Annotated in this window: 21 protein-coding genes; 10 read left to right on the forward strand and 11 right to left on the reverse strand. The window is 66.8% G+C overall.

Features of this window, described 5'->3' with window-relative positions:
- Positions 1–3: 3 nt before the first annotated feature.
- Positions 4–291 carry a WXG100 family type VII secretion target gene (locus ACJEIK_RS07420; RefSeq protein ID WP_293021455.1) on the reverse strand — a complete coding sequence of 96 codons (288 nt, stop codon included), beginning with the start codon at positions 289–291 and terminating at the stop codon, positions 4–6.
- Positions 291–593 carry a WXG100 family type VII secretion target gene (locus ACJEIK_RS07425; protein ID WP_135357610.1) on the reverse strand — a complete coding sequence of 101 codons (303 nt, stop codon included), beginning with the start codon at positions 591–593 and terminating at the stop codon, positions 291–293. The genes ACJEIK_RS07420 and ACJEIK_RS07425 overlap by 1 nt, the downstream gene beginning before the upstream one ends.
- A gap of 275 nt (positions 594–868) precedes the next feature.
- Between ACJEIK_RS07425 and ACJEIK_RS07430 the strand changes: the two genes are divergently transcribed.
- Positions 869–1,825, forward strand: a complete 957-nt coding sequence (locus ACJEIK_RS07430; RefSeq protein ID WP_293021458.1) for a mechanosensitive ion channel family protein — start codon at positions 869–871, stop codon at positions 1,823–1,825.
- Between the two features lie 38 nt (positions 1,826–1,863).
- On the opposite strand, the gene ACJEIK_RS07435 is transcribed toward ACJEIK_RS07430, so the two are convergent.
- Positions 1,864–2,169 carry a GreA/GreB family elongation factor gene (locus ACJEIK_RS07435; protein ID WP_293021460.1) on the reverse strand — a complete coding sequence of 102 codons (306 nt, stop codon included), beginning with the start codon at positions 2,167–2,169 and terminating at the stop codon, positions 1,864–1,866.
- Positions 2,170–2,350: 181 nt separating this feature from the next.
- Between ACJEIK_RS07435 and ACJEIK_RS07440 the strand changes: the two genes are divergently transcribed.
- The gene (locus tag ACJEIK_RS07440; protein ID WP_409431262.1) at positions 2,351–4,078 is read left to right on the forward strand and encodes an SWIM zinc finger domain-containing protein; all 1,728 of its coding nucleotides are present in this window, start codon (positions 2,351–2,353) and stop codon (positions 4,076–4,078) included.
- 174 nt (positions 4,079–4,252) lie between these two features.
- Here the strand turns inward: ACJEIK_RS07440 and ACJEIK_RS07445 are convergent, their stop codons facing one another.
- Complete coding sequence (locus tag ACJEIK_RS07445) at positions 4,253–4,468, reverse strand: FitA-like ribbon-helix-helix domain-containing protein (RefSeq protein ID WP_226521144.1); 216 nt, start codon at positions 4,466–4,468, stop codon at positions 4,253–4,255.
- 194 nt (positions 4,469–4,662) lie between these two features.
- The gene (locus ACJEIK_RS07450; protein ID WP_409431263.1) at positions 4,663–6,642 is read right to left on the reverse strand and encodes an OPT family oligopeptide transporter; all 1,980 of its coding nucleotides are present in this window, start codon (positions 6,640–6,642) and stop codon (positions 4,663–4,665) included.
- 137 nt (positions 6,643–6,779) lie between these two features.
- Here ACJEIK_RS07450 and ACJEIK_RS07455 point away from each other — a divergent pair, with 137 nt between their 5' ends.
- Together ACJEIK_RS07455 and ACJEIK_RS07460 are read left to right on the forward strand one after the other, a co-directional pair.
- A complete protein-coding gene (locus ACJEIK_RS07455) occupies positions 6,780–6,977 on the forward strand; it encodes an antitoxin Phd (RefSeq protein WP_071288080.1) in 198 nt (65 codons plus the stop codon).
- Positions 6,974–7,357, forward strand: coding sequence for a type II toxin-antitoxin system death-on-curing family toxin (locus ACJEIK_RS07460; RefSeq protein WP_226521146.1), 384 nt, complete (start codon positions 6,974–6,976; stop codon positions 7,355–7,357). The genes ACJEIK_RS07455 and ACJEIK_RS07460 overlap by 4 nt, the downstream gene beginning before the upstream one ends.
- Here ACJEIK_RS07460 and ACJEIK_RS07465 read toward each other — a convergent pair.
- The 3 genes from ACJEIK_RS07465 to ACJEIK_RS07475 all read right to left on the reverse strand — a co-directional run bounded on the left by ACJEIK_RS07465 (position 7,354) and on the right by ACJEIK_RS07475 (position 12,879).
- Positions 7,354–8,982 carry a peptide chain release factor 3 gene (locus ACJEIK_RS07465; protein ID WP_409431264.1) on the reverse strand — a complete coding sequence of 543 codons (1,629 nt, stop codon included), beginning with the start codon at positions 8,980–8,982 and terminating at the stop codon, positions 7,354–7,356. The genes ACJEIK_RS07460 and ACJEIK_RS07465 overlap by 4 nt on opposite strands.
- Positions 8,983–9,051: 69 nt before the next feature.
- The gene (locus ACJEIK_RS07470; protein WP_409431265.1) at positions 9,052–10,863 is read right to left on the reverse strand and encodes a sulfatase-like hydrolase/transferase; all 1,812 of its coding nucleotides are present in this window, start codon (positions 10,861–10,863) and stop codon (positions 9,052–9,054) included.
- Positions 10,864–11,055: 192 nt separating this feature from the next.
- Positions 11,056–12,879: a fatty acyl-AMP ligase gene (locus tag ACJEIK_RS07475; protein WP_409431266.1), complete on the reverse strand. Its 1,824-nt coding sequence runs from the start codon at positions 12,877–12,879 to the stop codon at positions 11,056–11,058.
- 205 nt (positions 12,880–13,084) lie between these two features.
- Between ACJEIK_RS07475 and ACJEIK_RS07480 the strand changes: the two genes are divergently transcribed.
- Positions 13,085–13,468 (forward strand): DUF6153 family protein, encoded by a 384-nt coding sequence (locus ACJEIK_RS07480; protein WP_409431267.1) that lies wholly within the window; start codon positions 13,085–13,087, stop codon positions 13,466–13,468.
- Between the two features lie 47 nt (positions 13,469–13,515).
- A complete protein-coding gene (locus ACJEIK_RS07485) occupies positions 13,516–14,169 on the forward strand; it encodes a DUF305 domain-containing protein (RefSeq protein ID WP_409431268.1) in 654 nt (217 codons plus the stop codon).
- A gap of 162 nt (positions 14,170–14,331) precedes the next feature.
- Here ACJEIK_RS07485 and ACJEIK_RS07490 read toward each other — a convergent pair whose 3' ends face one another.
- Together ACJEIK_RS07490 and ACJEIK_RS07495 are read right to left on the reverse strand one after the other, a co-directional pair.
- A complete protein-coding gene (locus ACJEIK_RS07490) occupies positions 14,332–16,695 on the reverse strand; it encodes a lysylphosphatidylglycerol synthase domain-containing protein (protein ID WP_409431269.1) in 2,364 nt (787 codons plus the stop codon).
- A gap of 48 nt (positions 16,696–16,743) precedes the next feature.
- Entirely contained in the window at positions 16,744–18,525 is a 1,782-nt protein-coding gene (locus tag ACJEIK_RS07495) for a penicillin-binding transpeptidase domain-containing protein (protein WP_409431270.1), read from the reverse strand.
- A gap of 126 nt (positions 18,526–18,651) precedes the next feature.
- Between ACJEIK_RS07495 and ACJEIK_RS07500 the strand changes: the two genes are divergently transcribed.
- The 3 genes from ACJEIK_RS07500 to ACJEIK_RS07510 all read left to right on the forward strand — a co-directional run bounded on the left by ACJEIK_RS07500 (position 18,652) and on the right by ACJEIK_RS07510 (position 20,732).
- Positions 18,652–19,389, forward strand: a complete 738-nt coding sequence (locus tag ACJEIK_RS07500) for an SDR family oxidoreductase (protein WP_346415384.1) — start codon at positions 18,652–18,654, stop codon at positions 19,387–19,389.
- Between the two features lie 168 nt (positions 19,390–19,557).
- Entirely contained in the window at positions 19,558–19,788 is a 231-nt protein-coding gene (locus ACJEIK_RS07505) for an ATP-binding cassette domain-containing protein (protein ID WP_406775977.1), read from the forward strand.
- Positions 19,789–19,834: 46 nt separating this feature from the next.
- Positions 19,835–20,732, forward strand: a protein-coding gene (locus tag ACJEIK_RS07510; protein ID WP_371824527.1) for an IS5 family transposase whose coding sequence is annotated in 2 segments (ribosomal slippage) — positions 19,835–20,181 and positions 20,180–20,732 — 900 coding nt in all. Because the reading frame shifts where the segments join, the coding sequence is not laid out codon by codon here.
- A 170-nt stretch (positions 20,733–20,902) separates the two neighbouring features.
- Here the strand turns inward: ACJEIK_RS07510 and ACJEIK_RS07515 are convergent.
- A complete protein-coding gene (locus ACJEIK_RS07515) occupies positions 20,903–22,309 on the reverse strand; it encodes an IS1380 family transposase (protein WP_016341434.1) in 1,407 nt (468 codons plus the stop codon).
- Here ACJEIK_RS07515 and ACJEIK_RS07520 point away from each other — a divergent pair.
- Positions 22,259–24,145 carry a solute carrier family 23 protein gene (locus ACJEIK_RS07520; protein ID WP_244872969.1) on the forward strand — a complete coding sequence of 629 codons (1,887 nt, stop codon included), beginning with the start codon at positions 22,259–22,261 and terminating at the stop codon, positions 24,143–24,145. The genes ACJEIK_RS07515 and ACJEIK_RS07520 overlap by 51 nt on opposite strands.
- Positions 24,146–24,237 lie beyond the last annotated feature (92 nt).

Consider the following 24,237-nt stretch of genomic DNA (forward strand, 5'->3'; position numbering starts at 1 on the left):
AGGTCAGGACCACATCTGGTGGTTCTTGCTCGCAGCGGACGAATAGTTCTCGTGAGCGCCCTCAGCGATCTGGCGGAGCCGTGCCAGCGCCTCCCGCATCTCCCGGGCGCCCTCGTTCCACTGCGCCTGAGCCGACCGTTCCGCCTCGCCGGCGTCGCCGTACCAGCTGGAACCCAGCCGAGCGACCGAACCGGCCGCCTGTGCCAGATGCGCTTCGAGATCGCTGTCGAACGCCGCCATCCGGTCGATGACGGCCGCCAGTGCCGCGGGGTTGACGCTGAACTCGCTCATCAGAGGCCCGATCCGGCGATGTGGGCGCCGCCTTCGGCGTCGGTGCTCGTGTACTTGGCCGCCGCCTCGTTGAGCAGCGCCGACATGCGGCTCAGACCGGCCGCCACCTGGGCCGCGCCTTCATGCCATTCCTTCCACACGTCGGCGTATGCCGAGGCCGCAGACCCCGTCCAACCCGTGCCCATCAGGCCGGACACCTCGTTATCCAGGGACGTGATACCAGTGCGGAGCCCGTCCGCGACGGTGGACAGTTCGTGCGATGTCGCGACGAGTTCCGACGGTTCGACCTGTAACTCGGCCATGCGATACCCCCAACGCGTTTGGCTGACGAAAGGGAGCTTACCGAGGGTGCCAGGGGCTCGCTGACGCCAATTTCGTTGGCACTCACAGGTTTTAGACAGGTTCCTGCCAGATTACTGGCAGGAACCGCGTTCAGGGAGCGCCGCCACCGTGAGCCGCACAACGACCAGCCCCATCCACCGACTGGATCTCACGACACCCGAAACCCGCTGGTCCAGCCTGCAGCCGCGAATCGCTGTGGCCAGGGGCTTCGCCGTCCTCTCGTAGGGTCGAACCCGTGCATGTCTACCAACTGGCTTTCGAATGGACCGACACGAACCGACACTGGCTGCTCGAGGTGCCGATCCGGATCGTGTCCTACGGCGTCATCGCCCTGATCGCGCGGTTGGTGCTGCACCGGGTGATCGACCGCGCTACGACCGGTCGGGCCGGCAAAACCATGGCCGTTGACGAGGAATCGCAGGCCAACCGCCCGCCGTTGCTGCGCTACCTGCGGGATCGGTCGGCGTCGTCGAACGCGCGTAAGGCCGCCGAGCGGCGCCGCCAGCGTGCTCAGACCATCGGGTCGGTGCTGAAGTCGACGGTCTCGATCCTGCTGTTGGTGTGGCTGGTGCTGGCGATCCTCAGTGTGCTGGGCGTGAACATCGCGCCGTTCATCGCCTCGGCCGGTGTGGTCGGCCTCGCGATCGGTTTCGGCGCGCAGAACCTGGTCCGCGACTTCGTCAGCGGCATCTTCATGCTGCTCGAGGATCAGTACGGCGTCGGCGACAGCGTCGACCTCGGCGACGTCACCGGCGAGGTGCAGAGCGTCGGGCTGCGCATCACCACGGTCCGCGACGGCGACGGCACGCTCTGGTACGTCCGCAATGGTGAGATCAAGCGCGTCGGCAACATGAGCCAGGATTACGCCGTTGCGCACGTTGAGGTTCCGGTCGCCTTGACCGCCGACCTCGACCGCGCCGAGCTGGTGGCCCTCGAAGCGGCGGAGTCCGCGATCATCGACCCGGCGATCGCCTCGAATGTGCTGGGTGATCCGGAAATGCTTGGCGTGCAGGAGCTCTCACCTGATTCGCTCACCTTGCGGATGTCGGTGAAGACCCGGCCGAACATGCAGGGCGCGGTGCAGCGCCGGATCCGTCGCGCGATTCTGCGCGCCTACGACGAACACGACATCGCACTGCCGTACCCGCAGGGGCGGATTCACGCGGTGGTGGGCGGTCGGGCCGGGGAGTAGGGCCCTGGGCTCCCCGAACAACGTTGGTCGGGGAGCGGTCAGCGTCCGGCCGTCTCCTGCGGATTCACCGTGTCGACCGCCAGAACTGTGATCGCCATGCTCCGCCCGGATTCTGTCACGTATCTCCGGGTTTCGCCGACGTGCGAGGCGACGAGCGCTTTGCCCAGCGGGCATTCCACGGAGCAGGTGTCGCCCAGCGGCTTGGCGTCGGCGGGGAGGACGAGCTGGAAGACGTCCGTGTCGTCGGGGTCGCCGTTGAACGACACGGTGACCCAGGCGCCCGGCACGGCCTGACCGTCGAGGATCAGTTCGTCGCGGGCGTCGATTGTGTTGGTGGATGACATTTCTCGCGGGTGCCGGTCTGCGATGACCGCACCGTGCTGTTCAGCGGCATTCGATGACACCGGGTGTGGGGGAAGAACCCTTGACGCGGTGTTCGGGTGAATTACAGCGTCCACGGTTGTCACTATCCGCCGTGGTGCCTGTGGTGGATGACGCACGTGAGGGTGTTTGCCGTGATGTCACGTGATGTACGTCCGGGTGTCAGTTGGGCTGTGGATGTGTCGTCGATTCGGGCACCATAGTCACGTGCCGCTCTCCGAAACGTCGCTGCTCAACGTTGCCGGCGACGTGATCTTCACACGCGGGGAAGATTACGTCCGCTACGTCCGTGGGCTACGGATCACCAATTCCAAGGCGTACGCATCAATTCAAGCCAAGCGCGTCTACCAGGTGGAGCTCGACTGGTCCGGGCGGCTGCCTGACGGCGTGTGCACGTGCCCGCACAACGCCGACGGCAACTTCTGCAAGCATCTGGTCGCAGTTGGGCTCGCTGCAATCGACAGTGGGCGGGTCGCCGTCGACGATCCCGCCGAAGCCGCGGCCGACGCAACGCTGGAAGCGGTTGTGCAGGCGATGAACGTCGACGAACTACGAAAACTGGTCCTGACCCTCGCGCAGCAGGATGGCGGGGTACGGCGCCTACTTGAAGTTCGTGCCACGGCGGCTTCAGGAAACGAGGCGCCGGCCCAGGCAGAATTCGAAGCGTACGTGCGAAACTCGTTGGAGTTCAGAGGCTATATCGACTACCGGCGGTCGTTTGAGGTCGCCGAAGTAGCCGGCCAAATGCTCGACGAACTCGAGGACCACCTGAACAACGGAGCGGCCGAGGTGGTGCGGCCGGCGCTGCTGCTCGCACTCACCGAGTTGCGCTCGATTCTGGAGCATGTCGATGATTCGTCGGGTTTCATCGGCGACCAATGCCAGCGTTCTGCCGACCTCTATGCACGTGCCTGCCGGCTGGGCACGCCTGATCCGACGAAACTGGCGACGTGGCTGGTGAAGTTCCGCGCGGAGTCGCCGGGATGGCCGATCCTTGTGTTGGCCGACTTCGTCGCTGCGTTCGACGAGAAGGCGTTGAAGACGTACCGCCGGGCGGTTGCCGCGCTGGACAAGAAGCTGGCAAACCAGCCAAACGAGCGACACGAAGTCGACGCCATGCTGTTGGAACTCGCCGATCACGACGGTGATGTCGACCTGGCCGTTCAGCTCCTCAGCGAGGGCACCTATGTCCAGTACGGTGCGATCGTCAATCGGTTGCGTGCTGCCGGTCGCGAGGACGAAGCGGTCGCGTGGATCGATCTCGCTGTGTCCGCCGGCAAAGTCTGGAGCCACGGTGGTGGCAACGAGTATTGGTTGAGCCCCGACCATGTCGCCGAGACGTACAAGAGACTGGGCCGCATCGACGATGCGATCGGAGTGCTGCGCGCCGACTTCGTCCGGCAGCCGTCGGTGGGCTCGTACCGAGTCCTCCTCGATTTCGCCGCCGCCGTCGATCGCGGTGAGGCCGAACGCGTATGGGCCTACGACCATGCGCGACACCTGGCGGCGACGGATCGCTTCGCATTCGGCACAGTCCTGGTTCAGCTCTGCATGAGTGACGGCGACATCGATGCGGCGTGGGACGCCGCCGACCAGTACGGCGCCGGCTCGGCGTGGCGGGAATTGGCCGACCGAGGGGCCAAAGCGCGGCCCGTCGCGGCTGCAGACCTGTACCGGCCGGGGCTCGAGAAGGATCTGCGATACCCCAACTCCCCGCTTTATCCCGACATCGCGGCGAGACTGGCGACGATGGCCAAGCTCTACGAAAAAGGCGGTCGCGGAGCTGAATTCGCGGTTTTCATGGCGCAGCTTCGTGAGCAGTACCGCAGGCGGCCCGCCCTTATGAAGGCGCTGGACGCAAAGCGGCTCTAACGACCTTTCCGTAGCTGTCGTAGCCCGGGCGTAGCGTCCGCGATGACCGACAAACGATGTGTACGGAGCCTCAAACAGGCTCGACGCGATGTGCGGCGAGCGAAGAAACGCAACGCCGGGAGTGCTCTCGACCGACACTTGCCTTAGCGGTGCTCAAGCGGCGTGCAGTCGCGATCAGCGGCGACTGGCGTGAACATGCTGGACGATGTCGTCGGTTGGAAGGCTCCGATCAGGCAACGTCGCGAGGAGCGCTGCGTTGTCCGCTCGCCGGGTGGCCATCTCCAGCGCGCGAATCGCGACAGCCTCGACCGAAGTGTTGGAAGCGCGCGCCAACAGCTCCAGACGCTCTATCAGGTCGTCGGGCACATTGCGGATCTCTAGCGATCGCATCTATCGATGGTACGAGCGCACGTGCGCGATGCAAGCCGTTTGATTTGCACCGAGTATTGGCACGCTGGCTCTCCTGTGGCACATGCGATTTGGAGCCGTCAAGGAAACTTAACGGCTCCAAAACGAACATGTCAGGAGCGGCGGCCCGTCGCCGCGGCGCGCGCAAGCACTGCGCGGACCGCACACTCGACGACTCAGCGCTCAACCAAAACCGGCTCGCTCCCCGCAATCGTGCGCGTCCGCTTGTACATCCACGCCAGCACCGCCGCGAAGGCCACGACGCCGATCACTTCAGGAAGAGACCCGCCGAAACCGGAGAACAGTGCGAACGGCTCGTCGGAACCGGTCCCGGCTACGAACCCTGCGAACACCACCCCGTAGAGGCTCTCGCCGACGATCATGCCGGTCGCCAACAACACGCCCAGTCGCTTCTTGCGTTCCACGTCGCCGCCCGTCCGGTCAGCCCAGCGGTTGTAGAACCAGCCCAGCAGCGCGCCCAGCGGAATGATCAGGGTGAGGCTCATCGGCAGATACATACCCATGCCGACCGCCAGCGGCGGCAGCGCGAATCGGGAAGTGCGGGTGAGGGTCTCGTCGACCACGATGGCCACCACACCGATCACGGCGCCGAGCCCGATCAGTCCCCAATTCAGCGATCCGCCGAAAACGCCCTTGGCCAGTGATGAAATCAGCGCGGCCTGCGGCGCGGCCAGGGCATGGTCGCCGGCCCCGGGAGCGCCGAGGAAACCGAACGCGCGCTGCATCAGGTTGAGCACCGGCGGGATGATCGCCGACCCGAACGCCACGCCAATCACCAACGCCACCTGCTGTTTCCACGGCGTCGCCCCGACCAGCTGGCCGGTCTTGAGGTCCTGCAGATTGTCGTTGGATATGGTCGCGACGCCGAACGTGATGGCCGCCGCGAACAGGGTGAACGCCACGAGCGCCGTGGATTGCCCGCCGGAGGCAGACCCGAACACCACCTTGATCAACACCGCGGCGATGAGGACGGTCAGGATGCCGACGCCGGAGATCGGGCTGTTCGACGAACCGATCAGCCCGGCCATGTACCCGCACACCGACGCGATGACCAGGCCGATGACGAAGATGAACACCAGGCTCGCAGCGATAATCCCGGCCGAATGCCCTTGCAGCACAGTGCCGCGGCTGAAATCCCACAGCAGCACGGCGATCGGCAGCAGCATCACCACGACGGTGCCGACGACGATCGGGAAGGGGATGTCGCGCTCGGTGAGTTCGACGACCTGGCCCTGTCGACGGTCGCGCGCCGACACGAGCGCATCGGTGACGCCCTTGAGGATCGGCCGCAGAATCTTGAGCAGCGTCCAGATCGCCGCGACGGCAATGGCGCCGGCGCCGACGAACCGCACCTCGTGCACGAAGATGCCGTCGATGATGTCACCGATCGGCTCACTGCCGGTGAGAGCGCCGTTGGTGCGGATCGGCAGCAGCACCCCGAACGAGATGACGAGCCCGACGAGCATCGCGATACCGACCGTCATACCGATCAGGTGCCCGACGCCGATCATCGCCATCGAGAGGCCGGCGCTGAACATCGTCCCGCCCGCACCGATACGGGTATATGCGGTAACCGAATTCGCGAGCAGCTTGAGATTCGCCAGCAAGCCGAACGCGGCCGACACCACCGACCCGAACGTGATCACCTTCAGCCCGGTGCGGTTGGCCTCGACTCCTTCGGTGCCGTCACCGACCTTGAGCACCTCGGCGGCGGCGACGCCTTCGGGGTAGGGCAGGTCGGTCCCGGTGACCAGGGCCCGGCGCAGCGGAATGGAGTACATGACGCCGAGCGTGCCGCCGACGGCGCACACCGCGACCGTGGTCCAGTAGGGGAAACCGGTCCACCAGCCGATCATGATCAGCCCGGGCAGCACGAAGATGATCGCCGACAGCGTGCCCGCCGCCGAAGCCACCGTCTGCACGATGTTGTTCTCGACGATCGAGTGGTTGGCGAAGCTGCGCAGCACCGCCATCGAGATCACCGCGGCCGGGATGGCGGTGGCGAACGTCAGGCCGACCTTGAGTCCGAGATAGACGTTGGCGGCGGTGAACACGAGCGTGATGACACCGCCGAGCAGGATGCCGCGGACGGTCAGTTCACGCAGGGTTGGGGTGGCGGGGGTCGCGACGGCCAACTCGTCGTCCTCTCGGTTGTGCGCACTGCGCCGTGATCGCTCGGCGTTCGGGTTTTTACACCGTAGGACGCGGGACAGAAACGTGTGCACTTATCGGTTAGTACCTGAATTGGTACTGATGTAGGTATCATGGGGGCATGCCCTCGCTGAACATTGACTTCGATGATGCCGAGATGGAGCAGATCCGCGCTGCGGCAAAGGCTGATGACCTGTCGCTGAAGAAGTTCGCGCACGCGGCCGTCGTGGAGCGCGCCAGCATGCACAAGCGCAGGGTCGCTGAGGCGGCGCGCGTCGTGGCTGAGCGGTCCGCTGAACTCAATCGGCGATTGGCGTGATCGAGTATCTCGATCGAGAAGATGTCCTCACCGCGGGATCGATTGCGTTTGGCTCCGAGTTGAAGGTGCGTGACTACGGCTTGCTTGACGCCGCGGTGGCTCGGCCGCAAGCGACTGTCTTTGGCGTCGATGCCTACCCGGATGTCTGGGACAAAGCTGCGGCGCTGCTGCAGTCGCTCGCGCGCAATCATGCGCTGGTCGACGGCAACAAGCGCACCGCTTGGGCGTCAGCTTGGACCTTCCTGCACATCAATGGCGACGAACTTGCCCCCGATTTTGACGTCGATCGAGCTGAAGAGCTCATGAACACGGTTGCGACCCAGGAACTTGAATTGAGTGAAATCGCTTCCGCATTAAGAGGTTTTGCAGTGGCGAGTTAGCCCTCGGCCGCCGCCACCAACGACCGCAACTTGATCGACGGGTTGTCGCGCTGGAAACCTTCCAACCGCCACGGCGTCGAAAAGAGCACCAGGTGCACCCCGTCAGTGCGGGTCAGCACCTCACAGGACACCTGCTTGTTCATGAATTCCACGTCTTCCGCGGAGACGACCCGCGCCACCTGGTACGGCAGCGACTCCAGCGTGATGGCCGCACCGATCTCGGTGGCCATCCGGTGCGCGGCGACCTCGAACTGCATGGGGCCGACGGCCGCGAACACCGGCGCCTGCTCGCCACGCTTGTCCGAGCGCAGCACCTGCACGACACCTTCTTGATCAAGCTGCTCGATGCCCTTGCGGAACTGCTTGTGCTTGCTCGGATCCTTGCCGCGCACCACCGAGAAGTACTCGGGGGAGAAGCTCGGAATCGGCGGAAACTCCACGGGCACATCGCGATACAGCGTGTCGCCGGGGCGCAGCGCCTGTGCGTTGGCCAGGCCGATGACGTCACCGGGCCACGCGTCGTCCAGCGTCGAACGCTGCTGCCCGAACACCGACTGCGCGTACTTGGTCACGAACGGCTTGCCGGTCCCGGCGTGCGTCAGCACATCGCCGCGCTCGAACGTGCCCGAGCACACCCGCGCGTAGGCGATGCGGTCGCGGTGCGAGGAGTCCATACCGGCCTGCACCTTGAACACGAACGCGCTGAACGGCGAATCCACCGGGCGCGGCTCGCCCGCGACGTCGACGATCGCGCCGGGCGAGGGCGCCAGGTCGACCAGGACGTCGAGCAGCTGGTTCACACCGAAGTTCAGCGCCGCGGAGGTGAACAGCACGGGCGACGATTCGCCCGACAGGAAGGTCTCGCGGTCGTAGTCCGAGCCGTCCATCGACAGCAGTTCGGACTCTTCGACAGCGGTGTCCCAGTCGCCTTCGGCTGCCGCATGCGCTTCCGAGGCGGGGATGTGCTCCTCCGGCGCGGCGGTCGCGCCACCGGCGGTGCGGGTGAAGCGGATGTAGTGGCCCTTGCGGCGGTCCATCACGCCCTTGAAATCACCGGCGATGCCGACGGGCCAGGTCAGGGGAGTGGTGCGCAGCCCGATGCGCTCGTGGATCTCGTCCATCAGCTCCAGCGCGTGCCGGCCCGGGCGGTCCCACTTGTTGATCACCGTGATGATCGGGATGCCGCGGTGCTTACACACCTGGAACAGCTTCAGGGTCTGCGGCTCAAGGCCTTTCGCGGCGTCGATGAGCATCACGGCGCAGTCGACGGCCGTCAGCACCCGGTAGGTGTCCTCCGAGAAGTCGGCGTGGCCGGGGGTGTCCAGCAGGTTGATGACGCAGTCGCGGTACGGAAACTGCAGCGCCGTCGAGGTGATCGAGATGCCACGGGCCTTCTCCATCTCCATCCAGTCCGACACCGTCGACTTGCGGCCCGCCTTGCCGTGGATCGCGCCGGCCTCGCTGATCACCCGGGCGTGCAGGGCCAGCGCCTCGGTCAGCGTCGATTTACCGGCGTCAGGGTGGCTGATGACGGCGAACGTGCGGCGACGGGCGGCTTCAGCGGCGACCCGGCTGGCGGTGCGGGCGTCGGAGGCGGAACTGGCGGCGGGGGCGGTCTCGGTCATGGCACCCGCCATGGTATTGGCCGACCAGGCAAAACCTGTAATCGCGGCGGCGTGACCTGCGGGTTTTGCCTACGGGCGGAACCGGCACAGCAGGCGGCGGACGGCGCTGCCCGGCTCCGGTGGCCGCCGGCTCACATACGGCCACGGATCGTTGCGCTCCGGTACCGACGCCGTCCGGACCAGCTTGAGCTGTGTCCGCAGATGCCGGCGCAGCTCGTGCAGGCTGGGATCGGCCCAGCGGTTGACGGCCTCGATCGGGTCGGAGGTCAGGTCGTAGAGCTCCCACTGGTCGTCGAGCGGGTCGGTGCGGTAGGTGTCGCCGCCGCGGCTGTTGGCCGCCAGATGCCGCACGCCCGGTTCGGTCCAGGTCGCCGGATCATCGAAGGTGCGGACCAGCTTCCACAGGTGCCCGGAGCCGCCCGCGGCCTCGGCGTTGGTGACGCGCGAGACCAGCCCCTCGAAGTTGGCCGCGACGTTCGCGGGCACCTTGATCCGCAGCAGCGCAGGCGGATTCGTGTTGGCGCCGATCGCCTGTGCCGCGCCCGAGGCGCCGGTGTCACCCTCGAGGATGTTGTCGCGCGTCATCAGGTAGATGGTCCGATCCTGTTCGGCCGCAGCACCATTCACCACCGGCATGAGGTCGCGGCCGGGCAGCGGATGCACCTCGGTGAACGAGGTGGCCAGTGTTTCGGACACGGCGGCGACGTCGACGCCGGCGGCGCCGAGCAGCGTCGGCACCAGGTCGACGTGGGAGGTGGGCGCGGTGACTTCGCGGGCGGCGGTCGCGTCGGAGCCGATCCGGGCGATGACGAACGGCACGCGCGTCGCCTCGTCGTACAGGTTGAACCACTTCTGGTGCAGCCCGCCGTGCGCGCCGAGTAGGTCGCCGTGATCGGAAGTCCGTACCAGCACGGCGTTTTCGGACCCGTTCTCGGTGACGGCGCGGCGCACCCGGTCCAGCGGGCCGTCGACCTCGGCGTGCAGGCGGTAGTACAGGTCGCGGTACTGCTGGGCGTTGCGCCGGTAGGTGCGTTCGATGACGGCGGCCGGACCGTAGCCGGAGTAGTAGGCCTCGCGGAAGGCGGCCTGCGCGGCCGGCTTGTCGCTGAGATCCTCGGTGGCGGTCGGCGCCGCGGGCACGTGCGGCGGCTCGAGGACGGGGTAGTCGAGCAGCGGGCTGCGGCGCACCCAGGCCGGGAACAGCACGATGTCATGGGGATTGACGAAGCTGGCCACCAACAGAAACGGCCGCAGCGCGTCGGCGTCGCCGGCACGCCGCCGCGCGTAGCGGTCTTCCAGCCAGGCGACGACGCGGTCGGCCACCAGCGGGTCCCGCCGAAAACCGCTGTTGGACATGGCCGCGCCGTGCGGCTCGGGCCCGACCCAGCCGGAGAAGCCGTACGGCCCGAGCGGATCGGCGTCGAGGTAGGCCTGCACGGCCACCGGGTCGACGACACCGTCGGCGTCGTTGGTGGCGAGCGGCTTGCCGGTCTTGGGGTCCTCGAGGTCGGCGTGCGAGATGTGCCACTTGCCGTCGTAATGGGTGTCGTACCCGGCGGCGCGCAGCCAGTTGCCCAGCGTCGGCACCTCGCCTTGGCGCAGCCACCGCAGCCGCGAGTCGTCGTACCGCTTGCCGAGGCCGTCGGTCTGCGTGACGCCGTGGAGGTCGGGGTACTGCCCGGTGAAGAGCGTCGGCCGGCTGGGCGCACACGCCAGCGAGCCGGTGTAGTGCCGCGTGAAGCGCACGCCGTTCTCGTCGAACCACCGCCGGCCCGTCAGGGTCCGGTGCCGCCAGTCGAGAACGTCGTCGGTTTCGTACGGCGGGATGGCGCGTTCTTCGTCGGTCATGAGGATGACGATGTCGGGGCGCTGCTCCGTCATCTCGGTGCTCCCATCGGAGGAATGGGCCCCTACTGAGGGGCTACCCCCGATATCCAACACGAGCGGCGAGCACCGCGGCGTAAATTGGCGCGATCGACAAATAACGTTCTGTTAACTCTCATGACTCGCGCCCCAGTGGGCTGCTGCGGCACCAAATCAGAAGTGCCGCAACAGCGCCCGGCGCGCCGATCGTCAGTCGAATTGACCGGCCAGAAACTCCGCCCGCGCGGCGCTGCGGGCCAGCTTTCCCGAGGTCGTACGCGGGATGCGGCCGGCTGCGACCAGTCGTACCTCGGCGACGCGCACCTGGTGATGACGCGACACCGCAGCCCGCACCGCCTCGGCCACCGGACCCAGTTCGGCACGCCCGGCACCCACCGCGCGCTCGGCCACCACGACCAGCTGTTCACCCGAATCACCAGGCACAGCAAAGGCTGTCACGTAGCCGGACCGCACCGCCGACGACGCCTTGCTGACGGTCGCCTCGATGTCCTGCGGGTAATGGTTGCGCCCGTCCACGATGACGAGATCCTTGATGCGCCCGGTCACGAACAGCTCACCGCCGACGTAAACGCCCAGATCGCCTGTGGCCAACCACAATGCGTTGTCCTCGGCGCCGTCGGCGTGGCTGACGGTCTGGCGGGTCTGCAGCTTGTTGCCGAACACCCGCTCGGACTCCTCGGGCCGGCCGAAGTAACCCCGGCCGATGTTGTTGCCGTGCAACCAGATTTCGCCGACGGTGCCGTCGGCGGCCTCGTCGCCGTCGGGCGTCACGATCGTCACCCACTGGTCCGGGATGGCCTGCCCGCACGAGACGTGGGGCACGGCGCCGTCCGCGTGCTTGCCGACGACGACGGCCCGGCCCGCCGCGAGCTCCTCGCGGTCCAGATATGTGGCGCACGGCTTTTCGTCGGCGCCGATGCTGGCGACCGACAGCGTCGCCTCGGCCATGCCGTACGAGGGCTTGACGACGGTCTCGGGCAGCCCGTAGGGCTTGAAAGCCTCCATGAACTGCTCGATGGATGGCAGCGTCACGGGCTCGGAGCCGTTGAGCAGCGTCACCACATTGCTGAGGTCGAGCGGTTCACCGGCCGGCGGCAGGCCACGCTGCGCGCACAGCTCGAAAGCGAAATTGGGTGCGGCCGCGAACGTCCGGCCGTGGGCGGCCTCGTCGGCGAGGCGCCGGATCCACCGGTAGGGCCGGCGGACGAACGCCATCGGGTCCATCAGGCTGATCTGGCCGCCGCACAGCGCGGGGAACATGATCATGATGAGGCCCATGTCGTGATAGAGCGGCAGCCAGCTGACGCTGCGGATGTCGGTGTCCAGACCGCCGGCCAGGATCATCTGAATGACGTTGGTGCACACGTTCCGATGCGTGATCTCCACGCCGGCCGGGGTGCGCGTCGAACCGGAGGTGTACTGCAGGTAGGCCACGTCGTCGGTGCGGGCGTCCGGGGCCACGTACATCTCGGCGAGGGTGTCCGGTACGGCGTCGACGGCGATCACCCGCGGGCGCTCGGCGGCGGGCAGCGTTTTGATGAACGTGCGGACCGCTTCGGCGGCCGCGGTGGTGGTGAGCACCGCGGACGGCTTGGCGTCGGCCAGCACCGCGGCCAGGCGCTCGGTGTGCCCGGCCAGTGCCGGCGCGAACAGCGGCACCGCGATGTTTCCGGCGTGCACGGCCGCGAAGAACGCCGCGACGTAGTCGACGCCCTGTGGCGCGAGGATCGCCACCCGGTCGCGGGGCGCGGTGACCTGCTGGAGCCGGGCCGCGACGGCGTTGACCTGAGCCCACAGGCCGTTCCAGCTGAGTTCGATGATCTCGCCGTCGGGGTTCTGCGCGTAGTCGATGAACCGGTACGACGGACTCTCGCCCATCGCCGCGCGGTTGCGCTCCAGGAACGACGTCAGCGTGATGCCGTCAGGTATGACGATCCGGCCGTCCGGCTGAACGTATTGGTCCAGCGATTCAGCCGCCCCAATAATGCTGTGACTCAAGGCTTCCCGACCCATATGTCGACACTAGTAGCGGGGCTAACTAACCGACGAGTCCAATGACGGTGAAAGTCGCCACTGCGGGAATGGTGATGTGACGCGGCCCACCGGCGATGGGCGCCTGATCGCCATCTGGTCGGCGGCGGCAGCGAGATTCATTCCCGCAGATATACCCCCCTCGGGTACTATGATTTGCAGACCGACACTTGAACCGGAGGCCGACGTGACGCATCGCAGCACGCGTTTACACGTCGTCGGCATGCTCGTTCTGATCGCGGGCATCATCGGCATGCATTCGCTGACCGTCACGTCGGCGCACGGTCCGTCGCATCATCCGCGGCCGGCTGTGCATGAGCATGCGAGCGCCCCGGCGGTGCAAACGTCCTTGTTGGATGCCTGCGACTGCAACGGACACAACGGTTTTCACGCCTGCGTCTTCGTCATGACCGAGCTGCTGACCATCCTGGGCCTGGCTTTGCTGTACTGGCTCGGCGTCGCGCCCGAGCGCAGCGTGCAGGCCCGTATTCGACAGGCGTTGCGGCGCAGGCAAAGAGCCCCGCCGTGGACGGTGCTCACTCTCGCGGAACTGTCGCTCCTTCGAATCTGATGGGCCGCGCCCCGCGTCGACCCAGCCAATTCTCAAGGAGTTCAACCATGTTCAAAATCGCATCTATCGCCACCGCTGTTGCAGCCGGAACCGCCGCTGCCATCGCGCTCGCGGCCTGTAGCCCGCCGAACGAGCAGGCCTCGACGGTCTCCGCCACCACGTCGTCCATGCCGATGTCGGGCCACGACATGTCCGGGCACTCGATGCCGGGGATGTCGGGTTCGAGCACCAGCTCGGCGCCGGCCGCCAACTTCAACGACGCCGACGTCATGTTCCTGCAGATGATGTACCCGCATCACGCGCAGGCTGTCGAGATGGCCAAGCTGGTCCCGACCCGCTCGCAGAACCAGCAGGTCAAGGACCTCGCCGCCGCCATCGAGAAGGCGCAGGCCCCCGAGATGCAGCAGATGACGACGCTGCTCGCGGGCTTCGGCAAGCCCGCACCGTCGGCCACCATGAGCCACTCGATGCCGGGCCTGATGACCCCGCAGCAGATGACCGAGTTGACGGGCCTGTCCGGCGCGGCGTTCGACAAGATGTGGCTGCAGATGATGGTCGAGCATCACCAGGGCGCGGTCACCATGGCCAATGACGAGCTGAAGAACGGCACCAACGCCGACGCCAAGGCCATGGCGCAGGCGATCATCTCCACGCAGCAGGCCGAGATCACCACGATGAACGGCATGCTCGCCAAGATGTGACGGCGGTACCGGGGCCGGTAGCGAGCTGCGGCCCCGGTCTGTCGGCACCTTTCGTTGGGACGCGTCAACTTTCCCTGACCCAGTCAGGGAAAGTTGACGCCTCCAGATCGCATGTGTCACAAGGCGGCCCGACACGCCGACGGCGACACGCCGCAGCAGGGTCTAGATCATGTCCTTCTCGGTCAGCCAGCGCATGACCGGCCAGCCGATGAACACCGGCAGCCAGCACGTCAGGACCCGGTAGAGCAGTACCGAGGGGACCGCGACGGCGGCGGGCAGGCCGAACGCGGCCAGACCACCGATCAGCGCGGCCTCGACAGCGCCGACGCCGCCGGGGGTCGGGGCGGCCGAGGCGAGCGTCCCACCGATCATCGTCACGACGCATACCGTCACGAACGACGTCGATCCGCCGAAGGCCTCGACGCTCGCCCACAAGGCCAACGCCGCACCGAGAGTCGTTGCCGCGCAACCCAACACGATCAGCCCGAGGCGCCGCGGTTCGCGCGCCAGGTTGACCAGGTCGGCCCACACCTCGGTCAGGCGCGGCCGCACCGAGGTGCCGAGCCAATGCCGGGCCCGCGGCACCAACATGAACGTGCCGACCACACCCAGCGCCGCACCGGCGATCAGATACAGCACCGTCGATGACGGCACGAAGTGCGACAGATCAGCCGATGCGCCGGCGGCCGCACTGAAGAAGATCAGCAGCGCCACGTGGGTGAGCACCTGCACCGACTGCTGCAGCGCCACCGCGGCCGTCGCGCGCAAGGCGCCGAGCCCGGCCTTCTGCAGGAACCGCGTGCTGAGCGCCAGGCCACCGACGCCGGCGGGTGTCGTCGTCGCGGCGAAGGTGTTGGCCACCTGCATGATGGTCAGGTTCTTGAAGCTCACCGCCTCCGATGCGCTGGCCCACAACGCCGCCGCGGCGCCCACATACGTCAGCGCCGACACCGCGAGGCCGAGCAGCGCCCACCACCAGTTGGCGGTCCGCAGCTCGGAGAAGAACGTCGGCACCGTACTGATGAACGGGTAGGCGACGTACACCAGCGCCACGAGCAGGACCAGCTGGATGACCTGGTTGCGCGTGAAGCGGGTGATGGTCTCGGTCTGGATGCGGTCGGCGCCGGTCTGGTGCTTCACCTCGTCGCGGGCCGCGGTGATCACGCCGCGCGAATCGGGGATCGACTCCCGCAGCCGCAGCGGCATCGCGGACTTGGTCAGCCGGCGCGACGCGGTCAGCACGGTGTCCTCACCGAACTGCTCGATGGCCGCGGCGACCGCCTCCTCGGCGTCGTACATGGCCGTCGTCGTCACCAACAGCTGCGCGACGTCGGATTGCAGCTGTACGTCGGACGCGCCGTATTCGGAGTTGCCCAACCCGCCGAACAGCACGGTCCGGTCGTCGACCGTCAGCTCCGACGCACGCAGGTCGCCGTGCGAGATCTGGTGGTGGTGCAGCGCGCCGAGCGCACGCCACACCTCGGCGACAGCAGTCTCGTTGGTCAGCGGAGCGCCGCTCGCCGGCGTATGCGCGAACATGGTCCAGCCGCGGTCGAGGGCCGCGAGTGCGATGGTCCGGGTGTTGGCCAGGTCGAGGTCGCCGACGGCGATGGTCATGAGCGCGCGGTGTTCGACGGCGCGGCGCATCGAGGTCTGCAGGGGCGCGGTCTCGTCGTTGCGCAGCGTGATCTTGCGCCAGAGCTGGCTCATGGCGCCGCCCACCCGCTGGTTCGGCCCGTAGAGCTCGACGACGGCGCGCGTCCCGTCGGCTGAATCGGCACTGAGCACCAGTGGTCCGGCGCCGGCCGGGCGGATGACCGTCAGCGCCGATACGTCGAACTGGCGGCGGGCCAGCGCCTGGACCCCGCCCGCCAGCGGAACCTCCAGCGCCGGGGTGCCGCTGACCAGCACCACCAGCGCGCCGACGAACCAGCCCACGGCGAGGCCGAGCAGCGACCGGGCCGGCACGATGGCGCTGACCACGAGGTGGATCGGCACGAACGCCAGCAGCAGCGTCCACCACCAGCGGCGCAGCCGGGCGGGCTGCCAGGGGCCGGACACCGTCAGCACCGCGGCCAGCAGCGCGATCCAGCGCGGGTCGTCGAGGAACTGGGAGAAGACGGTGTTGAGGCGGTCGGAGAGGTCGAAGTGCCAGTTGGGCGCTGCGATGCCGTTGGAGTTGATGGACAGCGACAGCACGGCGATCAGGCCGGCGGCGGCGTACGGACCGAGCAGTTTCCATTGCTTTGTCACGAGCAGGCTCAGCAGGATGACGAACGGCAGCGCCAGGATCGCGATGGCGTACGCGATGTAGACAAGGTTCGACTGCGTCGGCGTGAGCACGCCGACGATCCGCGACACCGACCGTTCCAGCCGGACCCAGTCGTTGCGGGTGATCAGCGAGCTGGTGACGACGGTGACCAGGAACGCCGTCGCGGCCACCAGCCGCAGGATGTCGTTGGTCCGGCGGGTGATCGGTTGCAGCAGGCTGCCCGAGACCGCGACCTCGCGTCCGTCAACCCGCATCAGCCAAGAATCCCAAGTGCGGGGCCCGTTGGCGAAATTGGCACGCCGTTACCCGGCCAGCGCGGCACGCAGGAAGTCCCCGCTGACGGCGACCGCGGGCGCCGACGAATCTCCACCGACGACCAGCGTCGCGAACGCGAGGTCGCCGACGATGCCCGCGAACCAGCCGTGCGAGTGCGTGTTGTCGCCGAATTCGGCGGTCCCGGTCTTCCCGCCAAGCCCGTCGATGTCCTTGAGAGCGGACGCGGTGCCGTCGGTGACGGTCAGTCGCATCATCGCGCGCAGGGAGTCGGCGGTCGGCTTGTCGATCGGGGTCGACGGCGTGCTGGCGGTGGTCTGCTGGCCCGGCAGCAGCGTGGGCGTGATGGTCGATCCGTGCGCGAGGCTGGCCTCGGCGACGGCCAACCCGAACGGGCTCACGGTGACGGTGCCCTGGCCGATGCCGTTCTCGACGCGCTGCGCCGGGGTGTCCGCGTTGGGCACCTTGCCCGTCACGGTCGTGATGCCGGGGATGACGAAGTCGACGCCGATCCCGAGGTTCTTGGCGGTGTTGGGCAGCGCGTCGGCGGGCAGCTTGTCGGCCAGCGCGCCCATGGTGGTGTTGCAGGAATGCGCGAAGGCCTGCTCCAGCGGGACCGTGCCGAGGTCGAACTTGTCCTCGTTGGGGATGGTGCGGTTCTCGATCGTCACCGTGCCCGGGCAGGGCTCGGGGGAGTCGGCCTTCGCCAGCCCCTTCTCGAGGGCGGCCGCGGTGGTGACGGTCTTGAACGTCGACCCCGGCGGGTACAGGCCGGTGAAGGCGATGGGTCCCTGCGCGTTGGCGGCATCGTTCTGCGCCGCGGCGAGGATGGCGCCTGTGCTGGGCGCGATGGCGACGAGCACGGTCGGCCGGGGATCGGTGGCCACGGCGTGCTGGGCGAGGAGCTGCAGGCGCGGGTCCAGGGTGGTGCGCACGGGTTTGGTGTCGGCGGGGGCGTTGTTCGCGAGCTCGTCGGTAGGCTGCCCTTGCTCGTCGACCAGATCCACGGACCAGCCGGCGGTCGCGTCGATGGCCTTCTGCCAGACCTCGGGCAGTCCGCTGATGGCCGGCGAGTGCAGGTTCGGGTCGACGGTCAGCAGTGCGCCCTGCTTGGTGACGGTGACGCCGGGAATCTGGGTGAGCTCGTCGGCGACCTGGGCGAGGTCCGTCTCCCGGAGCTTGACGACGGTGACACGGTCGTCCTGATTTCCGTTGAACTCATTGGTGATCGAGTCGCCGGTGATCGTCTCGTCGAACCGGGCAACCACCGGGGCCAGTGCCGCGGCGGAGTCGAGGTGGTCGCGGCTGAGGGTGATGACGCCGACGGTCTGCCAGTTCAGCAGGGGTTGGCCGTTGCGGTCGACGACAGGCGTCAGCAGCGCTTTGTCTTCGCTGAACTGGAACGTCCCGCCCTGCCGGAGCTTGGCATGCAAAAGCGCCGGGGCCCAGCGGATTTTCCAGTCGTCGCCGACCTTGGTGGCGATTGCTGTTGTGTCGTAACTGAATTCGCGTCCGGGTCCGAACGACCAGGTGTAGGCGAGCTTGGCGGTCGACTTGTTGTCGCCGTCGCCGGGCGTGGCCTTGACGTCGAGCGTGGCGTTTTTGCCCATGCCGTCGAACATGGACTTGATGGCCGGCTCCGACGCGCCGGCATCGGTGGTGTCTTTGGCGGCGGCGCCGGAGTCCTTGCGGTGCAACGCATCAGCAAACGCGTTGAAGGCATCCTCGGGTTCCGGGCCGCCGAAGATCGAGCATCCCGTGGAGCCGAGGAGCAGCGTGCAGGTCAGCAGCAGCGCAGTACGTTTCGTCATGACCCTTCGAGCCAACCATGAGTGGCTATGAATTCCGGCGTTGAAACGCTGGGGCGGGCCGGTATCGCGTAGTGTCCGAGCCGTTCGGTATTCCGCTACGTAGCGGAGCGTATTGAAAGGTCTGGCATGAGTGGTGTGGTGGTGACCGGTGGTGCATCCGGTATCGGCCTGGCGTCGGCCAAGGCGTTGATCGCCGACGGTCGCGCGGTGTCGCTGTTCGACATCTCGCCGCAAGTGGTCGCCGTCGCGGAGTCACTCGGGGCGCACGGCGTCGTCGTCGACGTGAGTGACACCGACTCGATGGCCGCCGCCGTCGAGCAGGCCGCCGTAGCCGTGGACGGCATCGACGGGCTGGTGCATGCCGCGGGCCGGGTGCTGCCAGAGCCGGTCGGGATGTTCACTGTTGAATCGTGGGATGCCGTCGTCGATGTGAACCTGCGTGCGCAAGCGCTGCTGTCCCAACTGCTGCTGCCACATTTCGAGAACGCGCTGGCTGCCGGAGCCGCTCCGGCGATCGTGGGGATCTCGAGTATCGAAGGGCTGGTTGGCAATCCGTTCATCCCGGCGTACTGCGCGTCGAAGGCCGGGCTGCTCGGGCTGACCCGGTCGATGGCAGGTCAGTTGGGGCCGTTGGGAATTCGCGTCAACGCGGTGTGCCCGGGCTTCATCGAAACCCCGATGCTCGCCGACGCGTTGGCTGTTCCTGAGGTGAAGAACGCGTTCCTGTCGGCGGCGCCGCTGGGCCGGCTGGGGCAGCCCGAGGAGATCGGCGCGGCCGTCGCGTTCCTCTTGTCGCCGAAGGCGTCGTTCATCACCGGGACGCAGATCGTCGTCGACGGGGGAGTGACGTCGCGGCACGCTTAGGGGCTTGCGATGAAAAGTGAACCGGTGCAGTCGAATTGGCGTCGTGTTACCGATCTTCCCAAACATGATCGGGGCGAAGGACTTTCAGGTCGGCTGGAAGTCCAACAATGAACGTCGACGCGCTCAGCGCCGCGAAAAACCTTTTGCGATGGCTCATAGGGTTGGTGTGTGGCTCATCTCGATCTGTCAAGGATCAGCTACGGCCTACCTGGCCGTCCGCTTCTCAACAATGTCTCGTTGTGGGTCGGCGAAGGGGAACGTGTCGCACTGATCGGCGCCAACGGTGCGGGCAAGTCGGCACTACTGAAAATCGCGCTTGGGGAGGTCGAGCCCGAGGAGGGCTCGATCGCCCGATCCAGGGGCGTCGGGGTGATGCGGCAGTTCATCGAAGGTGACTAGGGCGTGTCTGACAAAAATTTCAGGCGTGGTACCTGAGACTCGTAGGGTGTCGCGGTTCCAGTTGCTTTCCGATGCCCAGTGGTCGTTGATCGAAGATTTGCTTCCGGTCCGGACGGGTAAGCGGGGCAGGCCTTTTCAGGATGCTCGGTCGATGGTTGAGGGCATCATCTACCGATACCGATGTGGCATTGCCTGGCGTGACGTGCCGGAGGTGTTCGGTCCGTGGCAGAGCATCTGGACGTGGCATCGTCGGATGAGCGCTGACGGTACGTGGGATGTGGTGTTGGCCCGGTTGCTGGCAGCCGCTGATGAGGCCGGGATGATCGATTGGGCGGTGGCAGTTGATTCCACGATCGCCCGAGCACACCAGCACGCCACGAACCTCACCCGTGACACAGGGGGCTGGGTCGAATTACACGAATCTGGCGATCGAGCCGCCTGACCACGGCATTGGCCGCTCCCGCGGCGGGTTGACCAGCAAGATCCACCATCTCGTCGACGGCCGAGGACGGCCCTTGGTGGTGCTCGTGGGCGCAGGCCAATCCCACGACGGCCCGGTGTTCGAGCATTTGCTCGCCCACCTGAAAGTTGACCGCCCCGGCGGCGGACGGCCCCGCACCCGCCCCGATCGCGTCCGCGCAGATAAGGCCTATTCGAGTCGCGCCACCCGCGCGCTGTTGCGGCGACGCGGCATCGGTGCAGTGATCCCGGAACCGTCCGATCAGATCGCCAACCGCAAACGCCGGGGCTCGGCCGGCGGTCGGCCACCGGCCTTCGATGCCGAGGATTACAAGGGCCGCAACGTGGTTGAACGCAACTTCAACGACGTCAAGCAATGGCGCGCACTGGCCACCCGCTACGACAAGCTGGCCATCGTCTACCGTGCCGCGGCAGTCCTACGAGCGGTCACACTCTGGCTGCCCCATTTATCGGACACGCCCTAGCCCGGATTTTGCGTGGTAATTGGTGTGGGTTCGGTGTGATGCCGAGTTGTGTTGTTGGGTAGTGGTTTTCGTGTGGTGGCGTAGAGGTGCTGTCCCGTGTCGCCGGGTGGGGCGGGCTTTCCTGGGGCCTGTGGGTCCTTCATCGTTGATGGGTCCGATGGGGTGGGGTGTTATCCGAAGGCGGTGCGGACGCGGTGCCAGGCGGCGGCGATCGCCGCCGCCCAGCGCCAGGTGGCATCGATGCGTAGCCGCAGTTGGCGGGCGCCGCGGGTGATACGGGCGGCCACGTGCAGGACCCGGTAGCGGAACGTGGTGATCTCGACGCGGGCCAGAGCGCGATCGCTGGCGAACCCGATGAGGCGGGTCCAGGTGACCAGGTCAGCGGCGGCCAGGACGATTTCGAGCCAGGCAGCATTGGCCCAGAAGGAGTGGCAGGGCAGGTTACGCAGCCCGGTGGCTTTGAGTTCGCGGATACGGTCCTCGACGCGGGCGTGCTGGCGGTGCCGTAGTTCCAGACCGGCGACCTGACCGGGTACGACACCCGGTGGTGTGTCGGTGATGAACGCGGTGACCCGCATGCCGTCGGCGTCGGTGAACCGCAACTGCGCGCCGGGGTGGGGGCGTTCTTTACGCAGGATCAGCCGGGTCCCTTCGGGCCAGGAGGCCAGGTTGACCAGGTCGGTGGCTTCAGCGACCCACGCGCCGTCGCGGATCCCGCCGTCGGTGTCGATCGCTGGATACCAGCAATCGCCGAGGTTGAGGGTGTCCACGGCGTCCTGGACGCGGGTATCGACGGGGTACCCGAAGGAGAACCCGGCCCCGGCGGCCCGGCACGCTGCGGCGAATTTGTGGGTGGATCCGGCGGTATCGCAGCGCACCAACACCTTCGGGGCCTCGGGGTTGTCGGGATCGTCGGGGTTGGGCCGCCACGCCGCTGGCAGCGATGCCAAAGCCTGGTGCAGGACGATGATGTGGTCGGAGGCGGTGTTGGAGCCGGCGTTACCGTTGCGCAGCAACCCGGCCAGGGCTTCGCCGCCGGCGATGTCGGGGCGGTCCAGAAACGCCAGCAGCGGGTGCAGCCCGAACGTTTTCTTCCAGGTCGGCGCAGCCCCGGCCTTGTTGTCGGAGTGATCGATCACCAGCGTGGCATCGATGTCGATATGCAGCCAGCCGCCGGTGGTGGGGGCGGCTCCGACAGCCCAGGCCGCTGCCCGCGCCGCGGCTCGGGCTGCGCGCACCCCGGGTAGATGCGCGGCATCGATCCGCTCATCGATCAGCCGCCACATGGTGGTCGTTGAGGCCTTGGCCCCCAGGACGTGCTCCCGGTCACCGCACAGCTGACCGACCGCGTCGATGCAGTCCGCGCCGTCGGCGACCGCGGCCGCCAGATCAGCGAACACCTCCCCAGGCGCATACACCCACGGGCCGCGGTAGGTGTCGGCCAACGCGGCCGTGACCTGCGCCGATAAGCCGGTCCGGTCGGCAAGCTCACGCAGCATGCCCATCCCGGCATGCGACACAACGCCATGGCCGTCGGCGGAAACTTTCACCGGCGATGCCGCCGCGATATTCTTCACCTGCGAAGTGCCTTCCCGTCAGGGTTTTTGAACCGTAGAGAAGTCCAATTATTCCTTGCAGGACAGGCACTTTCGCTTATCTACACACCCCCACAGTCAACATTCCACGAAAAATCCGGGCTAAGCGACATCGTTGTAGGGCTCATTGTCGTCGCGATCATGCTGAGCTGGAAACGAAGCCCGGCTCGGCTACAAATACTTCCCGGGCCGCTAGTCGCAATCGTCGCCGCGACGGCGATATCGTTCGTGCCGCCGCTGAACGCCGACAGAATCGAACTCAACGGTTCGATCCTCGACGCGATCGGCTTGCCGACTCTGCCGCACGGCACCTGGGTGCCGTTTGTACTGGCTGTGTTGACCATCGCGTTGATCGCCAGCGTGGAAAGCTTACTTTCGGCAGTTGCGGTCGACAAGATGCACAACGGCCCGAAAGCCGATCTGAACCGCGAGCTCATCGGTCAGGGCGCGGCCAATATGGTGTCGGGGATGCTCGGCGGGCTGCCGGTAACCGGCGTGATCGTCCGCAGCGCAACCAACGTGGCGGCCGGTGCACGCACGCAGGCTTCGTCGATTTTGCACGGCGTGTGGGTGCTGCTGTTTTCCGTGTTGCTGGCCGGTCTGGTGCAACAAATTCCGAAGGCCGCCCTGGCCGGGTTGCTGATCGTGATCGGTATCCAGTTGGTCAAGTTGGCACACATCCGGCTGGCCTGGCGTACCGGCGACCTGGCTGTTTATGCGATCACAGTCACCGGAGTTCTGTTCCTGAACCTGCTGGAAGGCGTCGCCATCGGCGTCGCCGTCACCCTCGTCGTGGTGTTGTGGCGGGTGGTGCGCGCCTCAGTACATGCCGAACCGATCGACGAGGAGCATCACGAATGGCGTCTCACACTCGAAGGAGCCCTCAGTTTCCTTTCCTTGCCGCGGCTATCGCGCGTGCTGGCCTCAATTCCGCGTGGCAGCCGGGTCACCGTGGAGATCACAGTCGACTTCCTTGATCACGCCGCATACGAGGCCATCGAGGAGTGGGCTCGGCGGCACCGCCTAGCTGGCGGCTCGGTTTGCATCGACGAAATCGGCGAGAGCGCGATGGCAGCGGCCACCGTAGGGCCGCCGATTCGCCGGTCGCACAGCGCGATAGCCCGCGGCCTATCGCCCTGGCGCTCTCACGGCCACCACCCAGGGGACACCGGTTCGATGCTCACCCCGGTGTTGGACGGCGTCGCGCGTTACCATCGCCGACACGCCCCGCTGCTTCGCGAACATTTCAACGAGCTGCGCGGCGGGCAGCGACCGCGCGCTCTGTTCCTGACCTGCGCAGACGCTCGCTTGGTGCCCAATGTCATCACCGCCAGCGGGCCCGGTGACCTTTTCACCGTGCGCAACCTCGGCAACCTCGTTCAGCCGAACGCCGCTGACATGTCGATGGAAGCCGCATTGGCGTACGGAATCATCGAGTTGAACGTCAACACCATGATCATCTGCGGCCACTCCAGATGCGGAGCGATGACGGCATTGCTCTCCGAGGCTGGCCATCGTGACGGCATTCCCCCCGCTGTCGCGGCATGGATCGAACAGGCGCTGCCAAGCCTCGACGCGTTCCGCGCCGGTCACCCCGTCGGCCGGGCGGCGGCCAGGCAGGGGTATGACGCCTGCGATCAGTTGGCAATGGTCAACGTCGCTTGGCAAATTCAGAACTTGAAAGTCCATCCCGTGGTGGGTCCCGCTCTGGAAGAGCAGCGATTGGATACATTGGGGCTCTTCTTCGATATCGCCTCGGGCCGGGTACTGCGTATTACAGAGAGCGACGTCGAAAACCTCGGCGCGCCGAACGACTGACTCTTCCAACAGGGTAAGTCCCTCGGGCCTCGACAGCGGGGTCTCCAATCGGTCTCACGAATCTGCGCCGGCCCGGATGATTGATCGCCGGG

It is taken from the genome of Mycobacterium sp. SMC-16, from assembly GCF_046250085.1.
Lineage (GTDB): Bacteria > Actinomycetota > Actinomycetes > Mycobacteriales > Mycobacteriaceae > Mycobacterium > Mycobacterium phocaicum.